At 74.7% G+C, this 14,645-nt stretch carries 12 protein-coding genes; 4 read left to right on the forward strand and 8 right to left on the reverse strand.

The window, feature by feature from the left end; genetic code table 11:
* Positions 1 to 13: 13 nt before the first annotated feature.
* From GA0070214_RS25820 to GA0070214_RS25830, 3 genes are read right to left on the reverse strand one after another with little or no spacing between them, the layout of a single operon-like run.
* Positions 14 to 1,429 carry a ferredoxin reductase family protein gene (locus tag GA0070214_RS25820; RefSeq protein WP_091269104.1) on the reverse strand — a complete coding sequence of 472 codons (1,416 nt, stop codon included), beginning with the start codon at positions 1,427 to 1,429 and terminating at the stop codon, positions 14 to 16.
* Positions 1,426 to 2,799, reverse strand: coding sequence for a DUF1501 domain-containing protein (locus tag GA0070214_RS25825; protein WP_244167863.1), 1,374 nt, complete (start codon positions 2,797 to 2,799; stop codon positions 1,426 to 1,428). The genes GA0070214_RS25820 and GA0070214_RS25825 overlap by 4 nt, the downstream gene beginning before the upstream one ends.
* A 14-nt stretch (positions 2,800 to 2,813) precedes the next feature.
* Positions 2,814 to 4,841: a DUF1800 domain-containing protein gene (locus tag GA0070214_RS25830; RefSeq protein ID WP_091269106.1), complete on the reverse strand. Its 2,028-nt coding sequence runs from the start codon at positions 4,839 to 4,841 to the stop codon at positions 2,814 to 2,816.
* 451 nt (positions 4,842 to 5,292) lie between these two features.
* On the opposite strand from GA0070214_RS25830, the gene GA0070214_RS25835 reads away from it, so the two are divergent.
* Positions 5,293 to 5,550, forward strand: a complete 258-nt coding sequence (locus tag GA0070214_RS25835; protein ID WP_091269107.1) for a DUF3040 domain-containing protein — start codon at positions 5,293 to 5,295, stop codon at positions 5,548 to 5,550.
* 12 nt (positions 5,551 to 5,562) lie between these two features.
* Here the strand turns inward: GA0070214_RS25835 and GA0070214_RS25840 are convergent, their stop codons facing one another.
* Both GA0070214_RS25840 and GA0070214_RS25845 read right to left on the reverse strand, forming a co-directional pair.
* Positions 5,563 to 6,510 (reverse strand): SWIM zinc finger family protein, encoded by a 948-nt coding sequence (locus tag GA0070214_RS25840; protein WP_244167854.1) that lies wholly within the window; start codon positions 6,508 to 6,510, stop codon positions 5,563 to 5,565.
* A complete protein-coding gene (locus tag GA0070214_RS25845) occupies positions 6,507 to 9,638 on the reverse strand; it encodes a DEAD/DEAH box helicase (protein WP_091269108.1) in 3,132 nt (1,043 codons plus the stop codon). The genes GA0070214_RS25840 and GA0070214_RS25845 overlap by 4 nt, the downstream gene beginning before the upstream one ends.
* A 63-nt stretch (positions 9,639 to 9,701) precedes the next feature.
* Here GA0070214_RS25845 and GA0070214_RS25850 point away from each other — a divergent pair, with 63 nt between their 5' ends.
* Positions 9,702 to 10,574, forward strand: coding sequence for a carbohydrate kinase family protein (locus GA0070214_RS25850; protein WP_091269109.1), 873 nt, complete (start codon positions 9,702 to 9,704; stop codon positions 10,572 to 10,574).
* A 6-nt stretch (positions 10,575 to 10,580) separates the two neighbouring features.
* Here GA0070214_RS25850 and GA0070214_RS25855 read toward each other — a convergent pair whose 3' ends face one another.
* Positions 10,581 to 11,102: a DinB family protein gene (locus GA0070214_RS25855; RefSeq protein ID WP_091269110.1), complete on the reverse strand. Its 522-nt coding sequence runs from the start codon at positions 11,100 to 11,102 to the stop codon at positions 10,581 to 10,583.
* An 85-nt stretch (positions 11,103 to 11,187) separates the two neighbouring features.
* Between GA0070214_RS25855 and GA0070214_RS25860 the strand changes: the two genes are divergently transcribed.
* Entirely contained in the window at positions 11,188 to 11,394 is a 207-nt protein-coding gene (locus GA0070214_RS25860; RefSeq protein ID WP_091269111.1) for a hypothetical protein, read from the forward strand.
* Between the two features lie 7 nt (positions 11,395 to 11,401).
* On the opposite strand, the gene GA0070214_RS25865 is transcribed toward GA0070214_RS25860, so the two are convergent.
* On the reverse strand, positions 11,402 to 12,550 hold the full coding sequence (locus GA0070214_RS25865; protein ID WP_091269112.1) for a polysaccharide pyruvyl transferase family protein: 1,149 nt from the start codon (positions 12,548 to 12,550) through the stop codon (positions 11,402 to 11,404).
* 154 nt (positions 12,551 to 12,704) lie between these two features.
* Between GA0070214_RS25865 and GA0070214_RS25870 the strand changes: the two genes are divergently transcribed.
* Positions 12,705 to 14,027, forward strand: coding sequence for a hypothetical protein (locus tag GA0070214_RS25870; RefSeq protein WP_139141906.1), 1,323 nt, complete (start codon positions 12,705 to 12,707; stop codon positions 14,025 to 14,027).
* Here GA0070214_RS25870 and GA0070214_RS25875 read toward each other — a convergent pair.
* Positions 13,976 to 14,554 (reverse strand): TetR/AcrR family transcriptional regulator, encoded by a 579-nt coding sequence (locus tag GA0070214_RS25875; RefSeq protein WP_091269114.1) that lies wholly within the window; start codon positions 14,552 to 14,554, stop codon positions 13,976 to 13,978. The two genes, GA0070214_RS25870 and GA0070214_RS25875, sit on opposite strands and share 52 nt — an antisense overlap.
* Positions 14,555 to 14,645: the final 91 nt, after the last annotated feature.

A 14,645-nucleotide genomic window follows, 5' to 3' on the forward strand; every position in this document is an offset into this window, starting at 1 on the left:
GGGCGGGGCCTTTCTACAGCTCGAAGGTGGCGAGGTGGATCTGCCGGCGCGGCACCCCGGCCCGGCGCAGCGCCCGGACGGACTCCTCGACCAGGCCGCCCGGGCCGCACAGGTAGACGTCGCGCCGGGTCAGGTCGGGCACCAGCCGGCGCAGCCCCTCGGGACTCATCACCTGGCGGGGGCCGGGGTCGTCGCGGGAGCCGACCACGTACCAGACCGAGGTGTGCCGGGCCTGGGCGAGCCAGTCCAGCTCGTTGTGCAGCAGCACGTCGGCGGGGGTGCGGGCGCGGTAGATCAGCGCCGCCCCGGGCGGCAACTCCTCCAGCATGGCCCGCAGCGGGGCGATGCCGCTGCCCCCGGCGATCAGCAGGGCACGTTCCCGGCTCCGGTGCGCCGCCGTGAACGTGCCGGACGGGCCCTCCGCCCAGACCCGGGTGCCCGGGGTGAGGTCCCGCAGGTCGGCGGTGTGCCGGCCGACGACCTTCACGGTGAGCCGCAGCCAGCGGCCGTTGCCCGCCGCGGAGAGCGAGAACGGGTGCGACTGCCACCAGCCGACCGGGTTGAGGAAGCGCCAGCGGAAGTACTGGCCGCCGAGCAGGTCGATCTGGTTGAGCCGGTGCCCGGTCAGGTAGATCGAGACGGTGTCCGGGTTCTCCGCGACCACGTCGGCGACGCGCAGCCGGTGCCGCAGGTTGAAGCGCAGCGGGGCGATCAGCCGCCCCCACACCAGCGCGGCCACCACCAGCAGGTACGCGGCGATCCAGCCGGTGCGTACCGGGCCCGGCTCGTAGAGTTCGGCGCCGTTGCTGAACTGGTGCCCGTAGCCGAGCAGCAGGACGAGGTAGCTGGTCAGGTGCAGGTGGTACCAGAGTTCGTAGGGCAGCCGCCGCCGGACGGCCCGGATCGCGGTGCAGCCGACCGCCACGAGGATGCCCGTCGCCACGAAGGCGGACACCATGTCCTCGTACTGGGTCAGCAGGGCGCCGACCTCACCGACGACGGAGTTCCGCTCCAGCCCGGCGTAGCCGACCACCAGCAGCGCCAGGTGGGCGAGGACGGCCACCAGCAGGGTGGCCCCGACGTCCCGGTGCACCCGGGACAGCCGCTCGCCGCCCAGCCAGCGTTCCAGCACGCCGAGCCGGCTCATCATGAGCACCTGGACCAGCAGCAGGTAGCCGGCGACCAGCCCGGTGATCCGGCCCGCCGCCGTGAGCACGTGGGCGGTGTCGGCCAGCGAGCCGGGCGGGGTGGCGAGCCACCAGGGCAGGACCGCGGCGACCAGGCCGACCCAGAAGGCGGCGGCCAGCGCCCGCCGCCCACCGGGCCCGCGACGCGGCCGGCCGGGGGGTACGGGGGCAGGCGGACGGCCGCCGTACGGGGCGGATGCCCCGGTGCGGCGGCCGGCGGCCCAGGTGTCCTGGTATGTCACGCGTACAGCTTCACGGGAGTGTATTTCTGCCGGGGGAAGACCTTGTCCACCTGCGCGGTCGTCAGTCCGAACCGTCCCTGCGCGACCGACCCGTAGACGTTGAACATGTTGTTGTACTCGGGTACGTCTCCGCTGTCGAGATCGTTCAACCCGTTCCAGGTGCCGAGGAGCGAGCCGGCGAGCTTGCGCCCGGACAGGATGGTGACCACCCCGCCGTGCCCGTGGTCGGTGCCGCCCTGGTTCGAGGCGACCCGCCTGCCGAACTCGCTGGACACCATGACCGTCACGTCGGCGGCCCGGTCGCCGAGGTCGGTGAAGAACGCCGCCATGGCGTTCGCCAGCTCGTTGAGCCGGCGCCAGAGCTGGCCGCCCTCGCGGGTGCCCTGGTTCTCGTGGGTGTCGTAGCCGCCCATGCCGACCGTCGCCACCCGGACGTTCGCCCCGCCCTTGATGAGCTGGGCGAGCTGCTGGAAGGCGTACCCGACGCCCTCGTACTTCACCCCGGCGGCGGCCGCGTACGGCTTCGCGGCCAGCTTCTGCGCGGTGGCCAGCGCGCCCATGCCCTCGATCACCGCCTCCTCCACCGGGTGGTTGATCCCGGTGAAGAGGCCGCGGATCGCCTTCTCGGTGGCGGCGCGGAACCGGTCGTCGCCGTTGAGCCGCAGCTCCCCCACGCTGTTGAGGGAGATCGCGCCGTTCACGCCGACCAGCGAGCGGGGCAGCGTGCTGCCGATGCCGACGCTGCGGAACGCGGTGCCCTTGCCGAGGGTGTCGACCAGGCTGTCCAGCCAGCCCCGGCCGCCGGTCTCGCCGGGCAGGCCGCCCAGGTTGCAGGCGTCGGCGGCCTGGAAGTGGCTGCGGGACAGCCGCGGGTCGGAGACGGCCGGCACGAAGCCGAGCTGGCCGGCCTTGAGCCACCTGTCCAGCGGGGCGAACGCGCTGGTCAGCTTGAAACCCCGGCCGAGGGCCAGCGAGTCGTTGCCGAGCAGCAGGTCGGGGCGGGTCCGGCTGAGCACCGGGTCGTCGGCCGGGGCGACCAGGCTCAGCCCGTCCAGCCCGCCGTAGAGGAAGACGTGGATCAGCGTGCCGGTCTTCGTCGCCGCGAACGACGCCGAGGTGGTCACGAACTGGGCGGTGGCCAGGGCGGTCGCGGTGGCCGCGGCGCCGGCCACGAAGGTGCGCCGGGTGACGCCCCGGCCGTCCTGCTGGGCCTCCTCCAGCTCCTCCAGCCGGCGGTACCGGTCCGCCTCGGCGGCGCTCTCCGCCGCGACGATGTCGGCCTCCGCGCGCAGCAGCGCCTCGGCCGGGTTGTCGGCCAGCCGCCGCAGGTCGGGGCATTCGGGGTGCAGGGGGTACGGGTTCACGGTCATCTCCATCGAATGCCTCACCGGAGGTGGTGCTGGGGGGACGCGAGGATCGTCCGCGCGACCGCGGCGATGGCCCCGTTGAAGGTGGCGTCGACCTTGGTGCCGGCCGACACCCCGGCGACGCCGAGCACGAGGGCCTTCTCCTTGGCGCTCAGCTTCTGGTGCACCAGCCGCTGGGCCAGCGCGTCCACGTACGCCCCGGCGGTCGCCGGCGGCTTCGCCACCAGCCTCTCCGGCCGGACGTAGGTGAACTGCTTGCGGTAGGCGCCCACCAGGTCGCCGGCCTCGTTCCAGCCGTCGACCATCGTGCCGGCCGACGTCCAGGCCACGTAGACGTCGGCGTAGCCGTCCGGGGTGGGCTTGCCCATCGGATACTGGCCCAGCTCGCGCAGCTTGTCCTGGATCTGCCGCAGCCCCTGGGCGAACGGGGTTCGCCGCTTGTCGCCCTCGAAGCCGGCGGACGCCTCCGGCCCCACGCCCAGCGAGCGGTAGGTGGCGACCAGGTACTCCAGGGGGCGGCGGACCTTCTGGCCGACCGAGGCCCAGAACTCCGAGGAGCTGAACAGCGTGGCCAGCACCGGCCGGATCTGGCCCTTGTTGGTCGTGTACGACTTGGCCAGCCGGTCCACGAGCGACTTCGGCGGGGTGTCCGAGACGAACCGGGTGGCGAGGCTGCTCGCCACGTACCGCGCGGTCGACGGGTGCAGCGCGATGTAGGTGATGTACTGGTCGATCACCTTGTCGGCGGCCTTCGGGTCGGCCGAGTTGTTGGCGTGGCTGAACCCGAGGATCTTCACCTTGCCGAGGTAGTGCCGCTCCGGGAAGAACCGGTACTTCCCGTCGGCGACGCCCCGCCCGGTCTGCAGCATGGCGGCCTGGCGGACGTCCTTCTCGGTGTAGCCACCGTCGACGCCGACCGAGTAGAGCTCCAGGTTCTCCCGCGCCAGGTTCTCGTTGACCGCGTCCTTGCGAGAGTCGGTCTGGTTGAGGTAGATGAGCAGCGCCGGATGCTTGTTGGCGGCCACCAGCATCTCCGGGTAGCTGCCCAGCGCGTGCTTGCGGATGACGTCCTGGTCGAACGAGTTCCGGTAGATCTCGCCGCCGTCGAAGTCGGCCGCCACGTGCAGGAAGTCGTTCCAGAAGTCGACCATCACCTCGAAGAGCTGGCGGTCCGACCAGATCTGCCGGGCGATGGTCGCGTCCACGGTCTCCCGCTCCGGCTGGGCGCCCCGCTCGTTGAGCTGGTCCCGCTGGTCCCGCAGCTGGGTGGGGCTCAGCTTGAGGGTGGGCAGCTCGGCCAGCTTCAGCTCGGCCTTCGTCGGGGCGATCTTCTCCGGCTGGAGCTGCTGGCGCAGCCAGTCGTCGATGCCGAGCCGCTTGATGTCGGCGAGCACCTTCGGCGTCGGGCCGAAGGTGGTCCGGCTGGCGAGGTGGCGGATCGGGTCCTTCGCGAGAACCGTCTTGACGGTCACCTGGGTGGCCGCCGCGGCGGCCGCCGGGCTGGCGAAGAGCCGGCCGCCCGCCGGGGCGTTGCGCTTGAGCGCCGCGCCGGCCCGGGAGCCCATGTAGCTCTCGTTCTGCTCGGTGTAGGTCCGCACCGTGCTGGGCTGCTGTCCGCTCGGGCGGGCGGCGGTGCCGTCGGTGACCACCGTGCCGGTCGCGTCGCCGGCCACCGGATCGTCGGAGAACAGGCCCCGGATCTGCGGGGACAGGCCCAGGGCGGCGCCACCGGCGACCACCGCGGCGCCGCCGAGCGCCACGAGCGCCCGCCGCCGGCCACGGCTCGGCTCGTCGCGGTCGTCGTCGTCCAGGTTGGGCAGTCCGGGGCCGGGCGGCGGGGCGTACCCGCCGGACGGCTGGGGGTAGCCGCCGGCGAAGCCGTCGGGCCCGACCCACTGCGGGCCGGACGCCGGGGGCGCCGAGGTGGCGTAGCCGCCGGCGTACGGCATGGCGTTGTCGCGGTACCCGTCCGGATGGGGGTGCTGGAATCCGTCCCAGCCGCGGTCGTCCCGGGGTCGACGCGGTGGCACGTTCAGGTCGGCCATGTAGCTGTCCCGTTTTCTTCGAGCGCCGGCACGCCTGCCGCCCAGGGGGTGGGCGGAGGGGCGGCGACGGTTGCCGGAGGAGTTGCTACGGGAAAGTAGCCACGCGCTCCCGGGTGCTCAAGGCACGCCGTCGGCACCCGTGAGGGCACTTAAGACGGTGCTCAGGCCGGCTGCCCGGCGGCCGGTGCGAGCGGCCCGGGCCGGCGGCCCCCGGAGCAGGGCCGACCCGGGCGGTCCCCGCCCGGGCGTAACGTTTTGGCCGGTCCCGGCGCTGTTCGCGGCGTTCAACCCCTCAGGGAAACTTAAGGCACGGATAAGCCCGTGCTGAGGTCACCGACCGGAGCGTCCGGGCCCGTCCCGCTCGCGGAAACCAGCAGCGGCGGGGCGCGTGACCCGCCCCCGATCCGGGTATGCCGCCGAACCGCTGAAGCCGTGAGGGGAAGGCACCGCCATGCTCAGCAAAGAGGATCAGCGCAGGTTCGAACAGATCACCCGCCAGCTGCGGGAAAGCGACCCGCAGTTCTTCGCCCGGCTCGACCACCGGGCCCGGGGCCGCCGAGGCCGGTACCTGATGCTGCTGACGATCGTGCTGTGGGCCTCGCTGCCGGCGATGACCGTACTGGCCGGGCGGATGGCCGGCGCGATCTGCGCCGTGGTGCTGATCGCCAACGCCGGCCTCATGTGGCGCTTCCGCCGCCGCTGGCTATGACCGGGGCGCCGCTCAGCGCGGGTCGTCCGACCCCGCCGCTTCGCGACCGAACTCCCGGTACGCCCGGCGGAGCCGTTCGACGAGGCCCGGGCCGCCGATCGCGGCCCCGGGCGGGCCGAGCTGGCGCAGCAGCAGCTCCGGTCCGGTGGCCAGGGTGGGTGGCCGGTCCGGCAACGCCACCGGGTGCACCCAGAACCGGTCGACCTCGTCGTCCGGCGGGACCGCCGGCAGGCCCACCAGCACCCGTCCCGCACCGGCCACGGGCCGCCCCGCCGGCCCGGACCCCGCGTCCGCCGGCGCGACCGGCCCGTCCGGGACCGCCGCCGGCTCGGCCGGCGCACCGCCGGGTGCGGCGGCGCCGCGCAGCGTACGCAGCCGGTCGAGCAGCTCGCCCCGGGCCCGCCCACGCCAGTGCAGGAGCTGGAACGGGTCGGCGTCGAACGCCTCCGCGAGCAGGTAGAAGGTGGCCGCGAGGTGCTTGCACGGCACCGCGAAGTCGGGGCAGCCGCAGTGCTGGTCCAGCTCGCCGACGGCCGCCGGGAACAGCGGCGCCTCCGCCGCGGCGAACAGCTCCTCCAGCTCCGCCGGGAGGTCACCGGCGAGCAGGCGGGCGCTGAAGAACGCCTGCCCGGCCAGGTCCGCCTCGATCCGCTCCCACACCTCGTCCGGGTACGCGGCCAGCCCGATCCGCACCGGGTAGGGATCCGGCCGCGAGCCCTGCACGCTGGCCGTGACCAGCCCGGGGGCCACGTCGAGCCGGAGCACCTGCCCCCGGCGCGCGTACGCCCGCCCGCGGGTGAGCCGGGTGCCGAGCGCGAAGGACTCCAGCACCTCCAGAAAACGACGGGACCACCAGGAGCGCCCGATCGCGCCCCGGGTGCTGCGCGCCCTCAGCCCGCCCTCCACCCGCCGGGGCGGCCCGAACTCGGCGAAGCGCGATCCGCCGTCCGGTGTGGTCACTCGACCACCGCCCCGGACTCCAGCGCGAACAGCTCGCGCAGCGTGTCGGTGGAGAGTTCGGTGACCCACTGCTCGCCGCTGCCCACCACCCGCTGGGCCAGGCTCCGCTTGTCGGCGATCATCGCGGCCACCTTCTCCTCGACCGTGCCGGCGCAGACGAACTTGCGGACCTGCACCCGGCGGCGCTGGCCGATGCGGAACGCCCGGTCGGTGGCCTGGTCCTCGACGGCCGGGTTCCACCAGCGGTCCACGTGCACCACGTGGTTGGCCGCCGTCAGGGTGAGCCCGGTGCCGCCGGCCTTGAGCGAGAGCACGAACAGCGGCGGGCCCGCCGGGGACTGGAAGCGGGTCACCATGGCGTCCCGTTCGGCCTTGCCCACCCCGCCGTGCAGGAGCAGCACCTCCCGGCCGGTACGCGCCGAGAGGTGGCCGCGCAGCATCCCGCCGAACTCGGCGTACTGGGTGAAGAGCAGGGCCTTCTCCCCCGCCGCCAGCACCTCGTCGACGATCTCCTCCAGGCGTTCCAGCTTGCCGGAGCGGCCCGGCAGGGCGGAGCCGTCGTGCAGCAGCTGGGCGGGGTGGTTGCAGACCTGCTTGAGCCGGGTCATGGTGGCCAGCACCAGCCCGCGGCGCTCGATCCCGTCGCTGGACTCGATCTTCGCCATCATGTCGTCGACCACCGCCCGGTAGAGCGCCGCCTGCTCGGCGGTGAGGTTGCAGAGCACCTCCATCTCCAGCTTCTCCGGCAGGTCGGTGATGATCGTGGGGTCGGTCTTGAGCCGGCGCAGCACGAACGGCCCGGTGATCCGGCGCAGCCGCTCGGCCACCTCGGCGTCGCCGTGCCGCTCGATCGGCTCGGCGAACTTCTTCCGGAACGTGGCGGCCGGGCCGAGCAGGCCCGGGTTGGCGAACTGCATGATGGACCACAGGTCGGCGAGCCGGTTCTCCACCGGCGTACCGGTGACCGCGATCCGGTGCCGCGCGGGCAGCGACCGCACCGCCTCGGCCTGCCGGGTGGAGGCGTTCTTGATCGCCTGCGCCTCGTCCACGACCACCCGGTGCCAGTCGATACCGGCCAGCTCGTACGCGTCCCGCGCGGCCACCGAGTAGGTGGTCAGCACCAGGTCCGCGCCGTGCACGGCGGCGGCGAACGCCTCGCCCCGGGCCCGTTCGGCGCCGTGGTGCACGTGGATCCGCAGGTCGGGGGCGAACTTCGCGGCCTCCCGCTGCCAGTTGCCGACCAGCGACATCGGACAGACGAGCAGCGTCGCCCCGGCGGCCGGCGGGTCACCGGCGAGCAGCGCGAGCAGCTGCACGGTCTTGCCCAGCCCCATGTCGTCGGCGAGGATGCCGCCCAGCCCGAGGGACTGGAGGAAGGCCAGCCAGGCCAGCCCGCGCCGCTGGTACGGCCGCAGCGTCCCGGTGAACCCGGGCGGCGGGTCGGCCGGGGTGAGCCGCCGCTCCGCCTCACCGGCCAGCAACTCGCCCAGCGCGCCGTCGGCGACCACCTCCAGCACCGGCAGCTCGCCGGGGCGGCCGGACCCGTCCAACCCCATCCGCAGCAGGTCGGCCACGGTCAGCTCGCCGGAGGAGCGGAGCAGCCGCAGCCCGGCCTCGAGCCGCTGCGGGTCCAGCTCGACCCAGCGCCCGCGCAGGCGTACCAGCGGCGACTTCAGGTCGGCCAGCGAGGCCAGCTCCTCGGCGGTCAGCGGCTGGTCGCCGAGCGCCACCTCCCAGCGGTAGTCGACCAGGGCGTCCAGCCCGAGCCCGCCGGCGGCGACGGCCACCGTGCCGGGCGCGGTCCGGCCGCGCGCCCGCAGCCGGGCGCCGAGGCGGGACGAGGAGCGCCGCCACCAGGAGGGCAGCAGCACCCCGAAGCCGGCCGCGTGCAGCACCGGCGCGCCCTCCCGGAGGAACCGGTGCGCCCCGTCGGCGTCCAGCTCCATCCCCTCCGGCGCGGCGGTGCGCAGCGCGGCGTCCAGCTCCGGCCAGAGCCGGCTGGCCCGGCCCAGCTCGGCCAGCAGGGTCTCCTGCGGGTCGACGCCGCGCGCGGCGAGCGCGGGCGCGGGCCGCTGCCAGATGTGCGCGGCGTCGATCACCAGCCCCGGCTCGTCGGTCGGGTGCAGGCCGAACTCGACCCGCCAGGCGCCGCCCTCGACCAGCTCGGCCACCGGGTCGACGGCCGGCTCGACCAGGCGGAACGCCGCCCGCACCGGGCCGCCCGCGGCGTCGCGCTGCCAGGCGTCCAGCTCGGCCCGGAGGGTGGCCAGGGCGGCCGGCTCGGCGGCGAAGACGGGCTCCGGGCCGGTGAGCGCGGCCAGCCAGGCCGGCACCGGCCCGTTCGGGCGCATGCCCCGGGGCAGCCGGGTGTCGGCGAGCACGGCCCGGGCGGCGGCGTCGACCAGCGCGTCCAGCGCCTCGGCCACCAGCTCCCCGGGTGCGGTCCCGCTCACGGTCATGCCTCCCGGCTCCGCCCCTTCCTCGTGCCACTCGCGGGCGGCACGGGCGGCCGGAGGCAGGGCGAGGGCCAGCGAGCGGGCCCAGGCCGCGTCCGTGCCGGTGAGCAGCGGACGCCAGAGAGCGGACGCCGTCACCAGGTCCGAGTCGTCGACCACGCGCAGGCGCCGTGATTCCCCATCGGCGCGGACGGCGTCGACACCGGGGGCAGGATCGGACACGCCGGGCAGGACCCGGCCCCGGGTGACCAGGTCGGCGGCGAAGTCGGCCAGCTCGGCCAGGTGGCGCAGGCTCGCCCCGGCCACCGCCTCCCCCGGCTCCAGCGCCCGGAGCAGGGCGAATGCGGCGTCCGGCGCGTACACCAGGGCGGGAGCCCGCCACCCGGCGCGGGTGACCCGGCCGCGGACCGGCTCCCCGACGGTGGTCCGGACCAGCTCGGGTGAGTCCAGCGGCGCGCCGGCCCGGGTGGGCAGGTCGAGCAGGACGGAGGCCGGCGCGCCCGGCGGACCGCCGAGCGCGGCCGCCAGGGCGGCGTGGCCGGCGGCGAAGGGGTGTGGCCGCTCGCGCGGGGCGCGGCCGGGCCGGCGGGACGCGTGGGCCGGCAGCCGGCTGTCCTCGGCCCAGACGGCGAGCCCGCGCCCGGACAGCCACAGCCCGTGGATGACCAGCACGCACTCCCCCTCGACGACGCCCGGGGCCAGGATAGGCGGCCGGCGCGGACTACTGTCGGCGCCATGGTCGATCTGCTCGTGATCGGCGGGTTGGGCGTGGACATCCGCGCCCGGGTGCCCGCCCTGCCGCTGCCGGCCGCCGACTCGCTGGCGGTGCCCCCGATCGAGTTGCGGATCGGCAACACCGGTGCCGGGGTGGCGCTGGCCGCGCACGCGCTCGGCCTGCGGGTGGCGCTGGTCGACGTGCTGGGCGCCGACCCGGCCGGTGACGTGGTCCGGGCGGCGCTGGCCCGCACCTCGGTACGCGCCGTGCTGGCCGACGCGCCGGCCGGCACCCGCCGCTCGGTGAACCTGGTCGACCCGGGCGGCCGGCGGATGTCGCTCTACGACCCGCGCCCGTGGTCGGGCCCGGCGCCGTTCGCGGAGGCCGAGCTGGCCGGGCTGGTGCGCGGGGCCGCGCACGTGCACGTGTCGATCATGGACTGGGCCCGGGACGCGCTGCCGGCCCTGCGGGCGGCCCTCGGCGCCGGGGTGACGCTCTCCACCGACCTGCACGACTGGGACGGCGAGAACGACTACCACCGGCCCTTCGCCGAGGCGGCCGACCTGGTCTTCGTCAGCGACGTCCGGCTGGGTGACCGGGCCGGGAAGGTGGCGGCCGGGCTGGCGCCGAGGACGGTGCTGGTCACCGGCGGGGCGGCGGGCGCCACCCTGCACGGCCCGGACACCCCGCCGGTCCACGTGCCCGCGACCACGCCGCCGGCAGCCGTGGTCGACACCAACGGCGCGGGCGACGCGTTCGCCGCCGGCCTGATCGCCGCCCGGCTGCGCGGCGCCACCGCGCTGGACGCGGCCCGGCACGCCGCCCGGGTGGCCGCGGCGGCCTGCACCCACGACGGCATGGAGTATCCGGCCGGGCTGCTGCCCCGGGACTGAGCCGGGTCAGATCGCCCCGGTCTCGCCGTCGGTCAGCTCGCGCAGGATGTCGGCGTGCCCGGCGTGCCGGGCGGTCTCCTCGATGAGGTGCACGAGCACCCAGCGCAGCGACACCTCGCCGAGCTGCGGGTGCGGCACCACGTGGTCGAGGTCGAACCGGGCGGCCACGGCGCGGGACCGGTCGCAGGCGGCCCGGTAGCCGGCGGCCAGCCCCTCGACGGTCTCGCCCGGGTCGAGGGTGAAGCTGGCCTCGGCGTCGGCCTCGCTGGTGAGATAGACGTCGCCCGGCTCGGGGGCGAACAGGCAGGGCAGCCAGTTCCGCTCCACCAGGGCGAGGTGCTTGAGCAGCCCGGCGAGGGTGGTGCGGGTGGGCACGAGGCGCCGGGTCGCCTCGGCGTCGGAGAGGCCGCGGACCTTGCGCAGCACCGTGGCCCGGTGGAAGTCGAGGAACGATTCGAGGATGGCCCGTTCGTCGCCCGTGCGGGCGAGGATCGGACCGATGGTGGGGTCGATCGCCGGTTCCGCCATCCCCGGACCCTAGTCGCCGGGACCGCCGGCCCGCTGCCCCCGCATCCCGCTGCGCGGCGGCGATCCCCGGGGCAGGATGGGGCGCATGGCATCCACGGTGCAGATCCCTCTGGTGGGCGGCACGGCCGACGGCGAGACCGTCACCGTCGAGCTGGACAGCAACAACCGCCCTCCGCTGACCCACCACCACCTCGGGCCCGAGGGACTCGCGCACGCCCAGATCTACGAGCTGCAGACGGACGACCAGCGCGAGGGCACCTGGGTCTACACCTGGCGGGGTCCGGCGGCCTGACCGCCGGTCAGGCGGTGGCCCGGGTCAGCGTCCGCGTCCGCAGGCTCTCCAGCACACCGCGGGTGACCTGGGAGGTGCCGTGGGCCTGCTCGCACACGGCGGCCACCCGCCGGGCGGTCTCGTCGGCCCGCGCGTCGCGCTCGTCCCACAACCGGTCCACCTCGGCCAGCAGCGGGCCCTCCACCTCGCGCTCCACGCCGCGCAGCGCCGGCACCCCGAGCCGCTGAGCCAGGTCGAAGACCTTTCCCGCGTACGGCAGGGGCAGGAACGGGGTGCCCATCATGGCCGCGAAGATCAGGAAGTGCAGCCGCATGCCGACCGCGAGGTCGAAGTGCTTCATGAGGCCGAGCACCTGCCGGGGCGAGTAGTCGTTGTGCAGGATCCGGCCCCGCTCGGCGGCGACCATGTGCGACATCACGCCGTGCGAGTGCCGGATGTCGTCGCGCTCCATGGGCACGAAGAGCACGTACGCGTCGATCCGGTGCACCAGGAAGTCGCTGATCTGGGCGAGCAGCCGGTGGTAGCCGTCGACGTCGAGGCGTTCGGCGGCCCGGCCCGGCTCGCGGACGCTCAGCCCGACCAGCTGCTTGCCGGCCGGCACGCCCTCCTCGCGCAGCCAGCTCTCCGGGAAGTCCTCCGGCGTGAGCAGGAACGCCGGGTCGGCGGTGACGGTGATCGGGTTCAGCAGCCCGGCCTCCTCCAGCACCATCCGGGACTCCTGGTCCCGCACGGTCACCTCGGTGGCCTTGCCCAGGGTCTCCCGCACCATCCCGGTGTCCACCCCCTCGCTGAGCGGGCCGACCCCGACCGCGTACGTGAGCAGCGGCAGGCCGCGTTCCTGGGCGACCCGGACCACCCGCAGGTAGCGCCGGGCCTCCTTGTCGTAGAGGATCCCGCCGCCGCCGAGGACGAGCAGGTCGAGCTGGGCCAGGACCGCCGCCGAGTCGACCCGGCTGACGCCCTCCCAGGGCACGGCCTCCACGTCCGGGTGCTCCAGCGCGGTGTGCGCGGGGTTCCGGGAGAAGACGATGATCCGGGCGTTCGGCTCCTGCTCACGCAGGTCGGCCAGGAGGCCCGTGAGGATCGCCTCGTCACCGAGGTTGCGACCGCCGTACGAGCCGAGCACACCGATGGTCAGTCCGGCGCCATCCGTCATCGTCGCTCCTCCCCAGGTGCGTCCCGGTCGGCGTTCCCCGTGGCCGGGGGTACATGCCTGGGGCGGCTCCTGCCGAAACCGGACAGCCGGTGCGGAAGTTCTCCGCTAGCGTGTGCGCCCGCGGTGGGTTCGTGGTGGGGAACAGGAGTGCGAGATGGGGAGGCTGTCAGGCCCCGGGCTGCGCCAGGAGCGCCTCTGGTTGCTGCTGGTGGGGGTCCGCAGTCGGTGGCAGCTGCGGCTCGCGCTGGCCCGGCACCGGTGGACCTGGTACGCGGCCGTGGTCAGCTTCCTCCTCGGCCTGCTGGGCCTGGTGTCGACCCCGCTCGGATCGGTGCCGGCGTTGCTGGCCGGGCTGGCCGGTGTGCTGCTGTCCGTGATCCTGCTGGCACCGGAATGGGTGGCCCTCCGCCGGGGCGGCGTGGCACTCGTGCGGAGCCGGACGACGGCCACACCGCCGGTGGTCGCCCCCGCCGGCCTGGTCCGGCTTCCCACCGACCCGAGCGAGCTGGCGTGGTGCCGGCCCGATGTGGACGAGGCCCTGCGCGACGCGGACGCGGGCTATCTCTGGTCGGCCGACCGCCACGCGCTGCCGAAGCGGGTGGCCGCCCACACCGGAGCGATCCTGGCGGCCCGGGTCCGCCGCGGGACGACGTTCAACGGGCGACTGGTCCGCCAGGACGACGAGTTGACGCCGGAGCTGCTGCGGCGCGGCGAGGTCCGGTTGAGCGGCACCGACTACTACTCCCTGATGTGCTCCAACTACCTCTCCGGGTGGCGGGTGGTGGACCGCCGGACCGGGGCGGTCCACGTGGACGGCAACCGACTGCCCTACGCGGAGGACGGGCGGCTGTTGACGCTCTCCGAGAGCAGGCTGGCGAACGTCATCGGGGTTTCCACGCTCGCGCTGACCACCGACCGGAAGCTCGTGCTGGGCTGGCAACAGCCCGCAGCCACGGTGAGCGGCGGGGGGCTCGCCGCGCCGGCGGGTTCGGGCTCGGTGGACCTGACCGATGTGCACGACCGGCCTTCGGGGGAGACCTTCGTCGAGTTCCTGGCCGCCGCCATGCGCCGGGAGCTGATGGAGGAGAGCCATCTCGCCCCGCACCAGCTCGGGCGGACCTGGGTGCTGGGTTACTTCCGGTGGCTCAACCGGGGGGCCAAGCCGGAGTACGTGGGCCTGACGATGCTCGACGTCTCCTCGGACGATCTCCACGGCACCGACGTGCGGCTGGTGGAGACGCCGTACGTCCAGCGCCTGACCGTCGACTGCGCGTTCGACCTCGAACGGCTCCGCCGTGACCCGGACTCGCTGGACTGCCTTCCCGAGGACGTGGCGGCCGCCGCTTCCATGCCGCTCTACATGGGTCTGCGGGCCCTCGGCGCGGCGCTCCGCGGGGGCCTGGCCCTCGGGGAGGCGGGATCAGGTCAGGCGACCGGCTCGGCGACCAGACGGGAGACCAGGGCGGACACCACCTGATCGACGTCGAACCCGGCGTCGATCGAGGTGGCGAGCAGGTCGAGCAGGAGACCGTCGACCGCGTAGTGCAGCAGGGCGATCTCGAAGGCGCCGCCGGGCAGCCCGGCGGCGACGTGGAAGGCGACGTCGTCGGCGTACCCCCGGCGCAGCACGTCGCCGAGCGCGGCCCGCAGCTCGGGGCGGCGCGAGGCCTCCAGGCGCAGCTCGAACAGGGCCCGGGTGAGATCGGGTTCGCGGGTGGTGCGCTCGACGATGTAGCGCAGGTAGTCGGTGACCAGCGCGAGCGAGGGCTCGCGCCGGCCGAGGTCGGCCAGCACCGCGGGGTCGGGCGCCATCCGGTCGAAGATCCGTTCACCGAGCGCGGCGAGCAGCGCGGCCCGGGACGGGAAGTAGTTGGAGGCGGTGCCGGTGGGCACGCCCGCCTCGGCGTCGACCGCGCGGTGGGTCAGGCCGCGCGCGCCGGCGGCGGCGAGCACCCGCAGCCCGGCGTCGGCGAGCAGCGTGCGGCGTTCCGGGTTCCTGGCCATGAAGACACCCTAGCAATAACCACGACAGGTGTTGTACATTCTCCCTCGACCACGACAGCCGTCGTGGTTGATCCCGGACATCGGAGTCGGT

This window comes from Micromonospora chaiyaphumensis, assembly GCF_900091435.1.
Taxonomy (GTDB): Bacteria; Actinomycetota; Actinomycetes; order Mycobacteriales; family Micromonosporaceae; genus Micromonospora; species Micromonospora chaiyaphumensis.

Coding starts and splice junctions, on each gene's coding strand:
- GA0070214_RS25825 (WP_244167863.1), bottom strand. CDS start 2,799: ATGACCGTGAACCCGTACCCCCTGCACCCCGAATGCCCCGACCTGCGG.
- GA0070214_RS25830 (WP_091269106.1), bottom strand. CDS start 4,841: ATGGCCGACCTGAACGTGCCACCGCGTCGACCCCGGGACGACCGCGGC.
- GA0070214_RS25835 (WP_091269107.1), top strand. CDS start 5,293: ATGCTCAGCAAAGAGGATCAGCGCAGGTTCGAACAGATCACCCGCCAG.
- GA0070214_RS25850 (WP_091269109.1), top strand. CDS start 9,702: ATGGTCGATCTGCTCGTGATCGGCGGGTTGGGCGTGGACATCCGCGCC.
- GA0070214_RS25855 (WP_091269110.1), bottom strand. CDS start 11,102: ATGGCGGAACCGGCGATCGACCCCACCATCGGTCCGATCCTCGCCCGC.
- GA0070214_RS25860 (WP_091269111.1), top strand. CDS start 11,188: ATGGCATCCACGGTGCAGATCCCTCTGGTGGGCGGCACGGCCGACGGC.
- GA0070214_RS25865 (WP_091269112.1), bottom strand. CDS start 12,550: ATGACGGATGGCGCCGGACTGACCATCGGTGTGCTCGGCTCGTACGGC.
- GA0070214_RS25870 (WP_139141906.1), top strand. CDS start 12,705: ATGGGGAGGCTGTCAGGCCCCGGGCTGCGCCAGGAGCGCCTCTGGTTG.
- GA0070214_RS25875 (WP_091269114.1), bottom strand. CDS start 14,554: ATGGCCAGGAACCCGGAACGCCGCACGCTGCTCGCCGACGCCGGGCTG.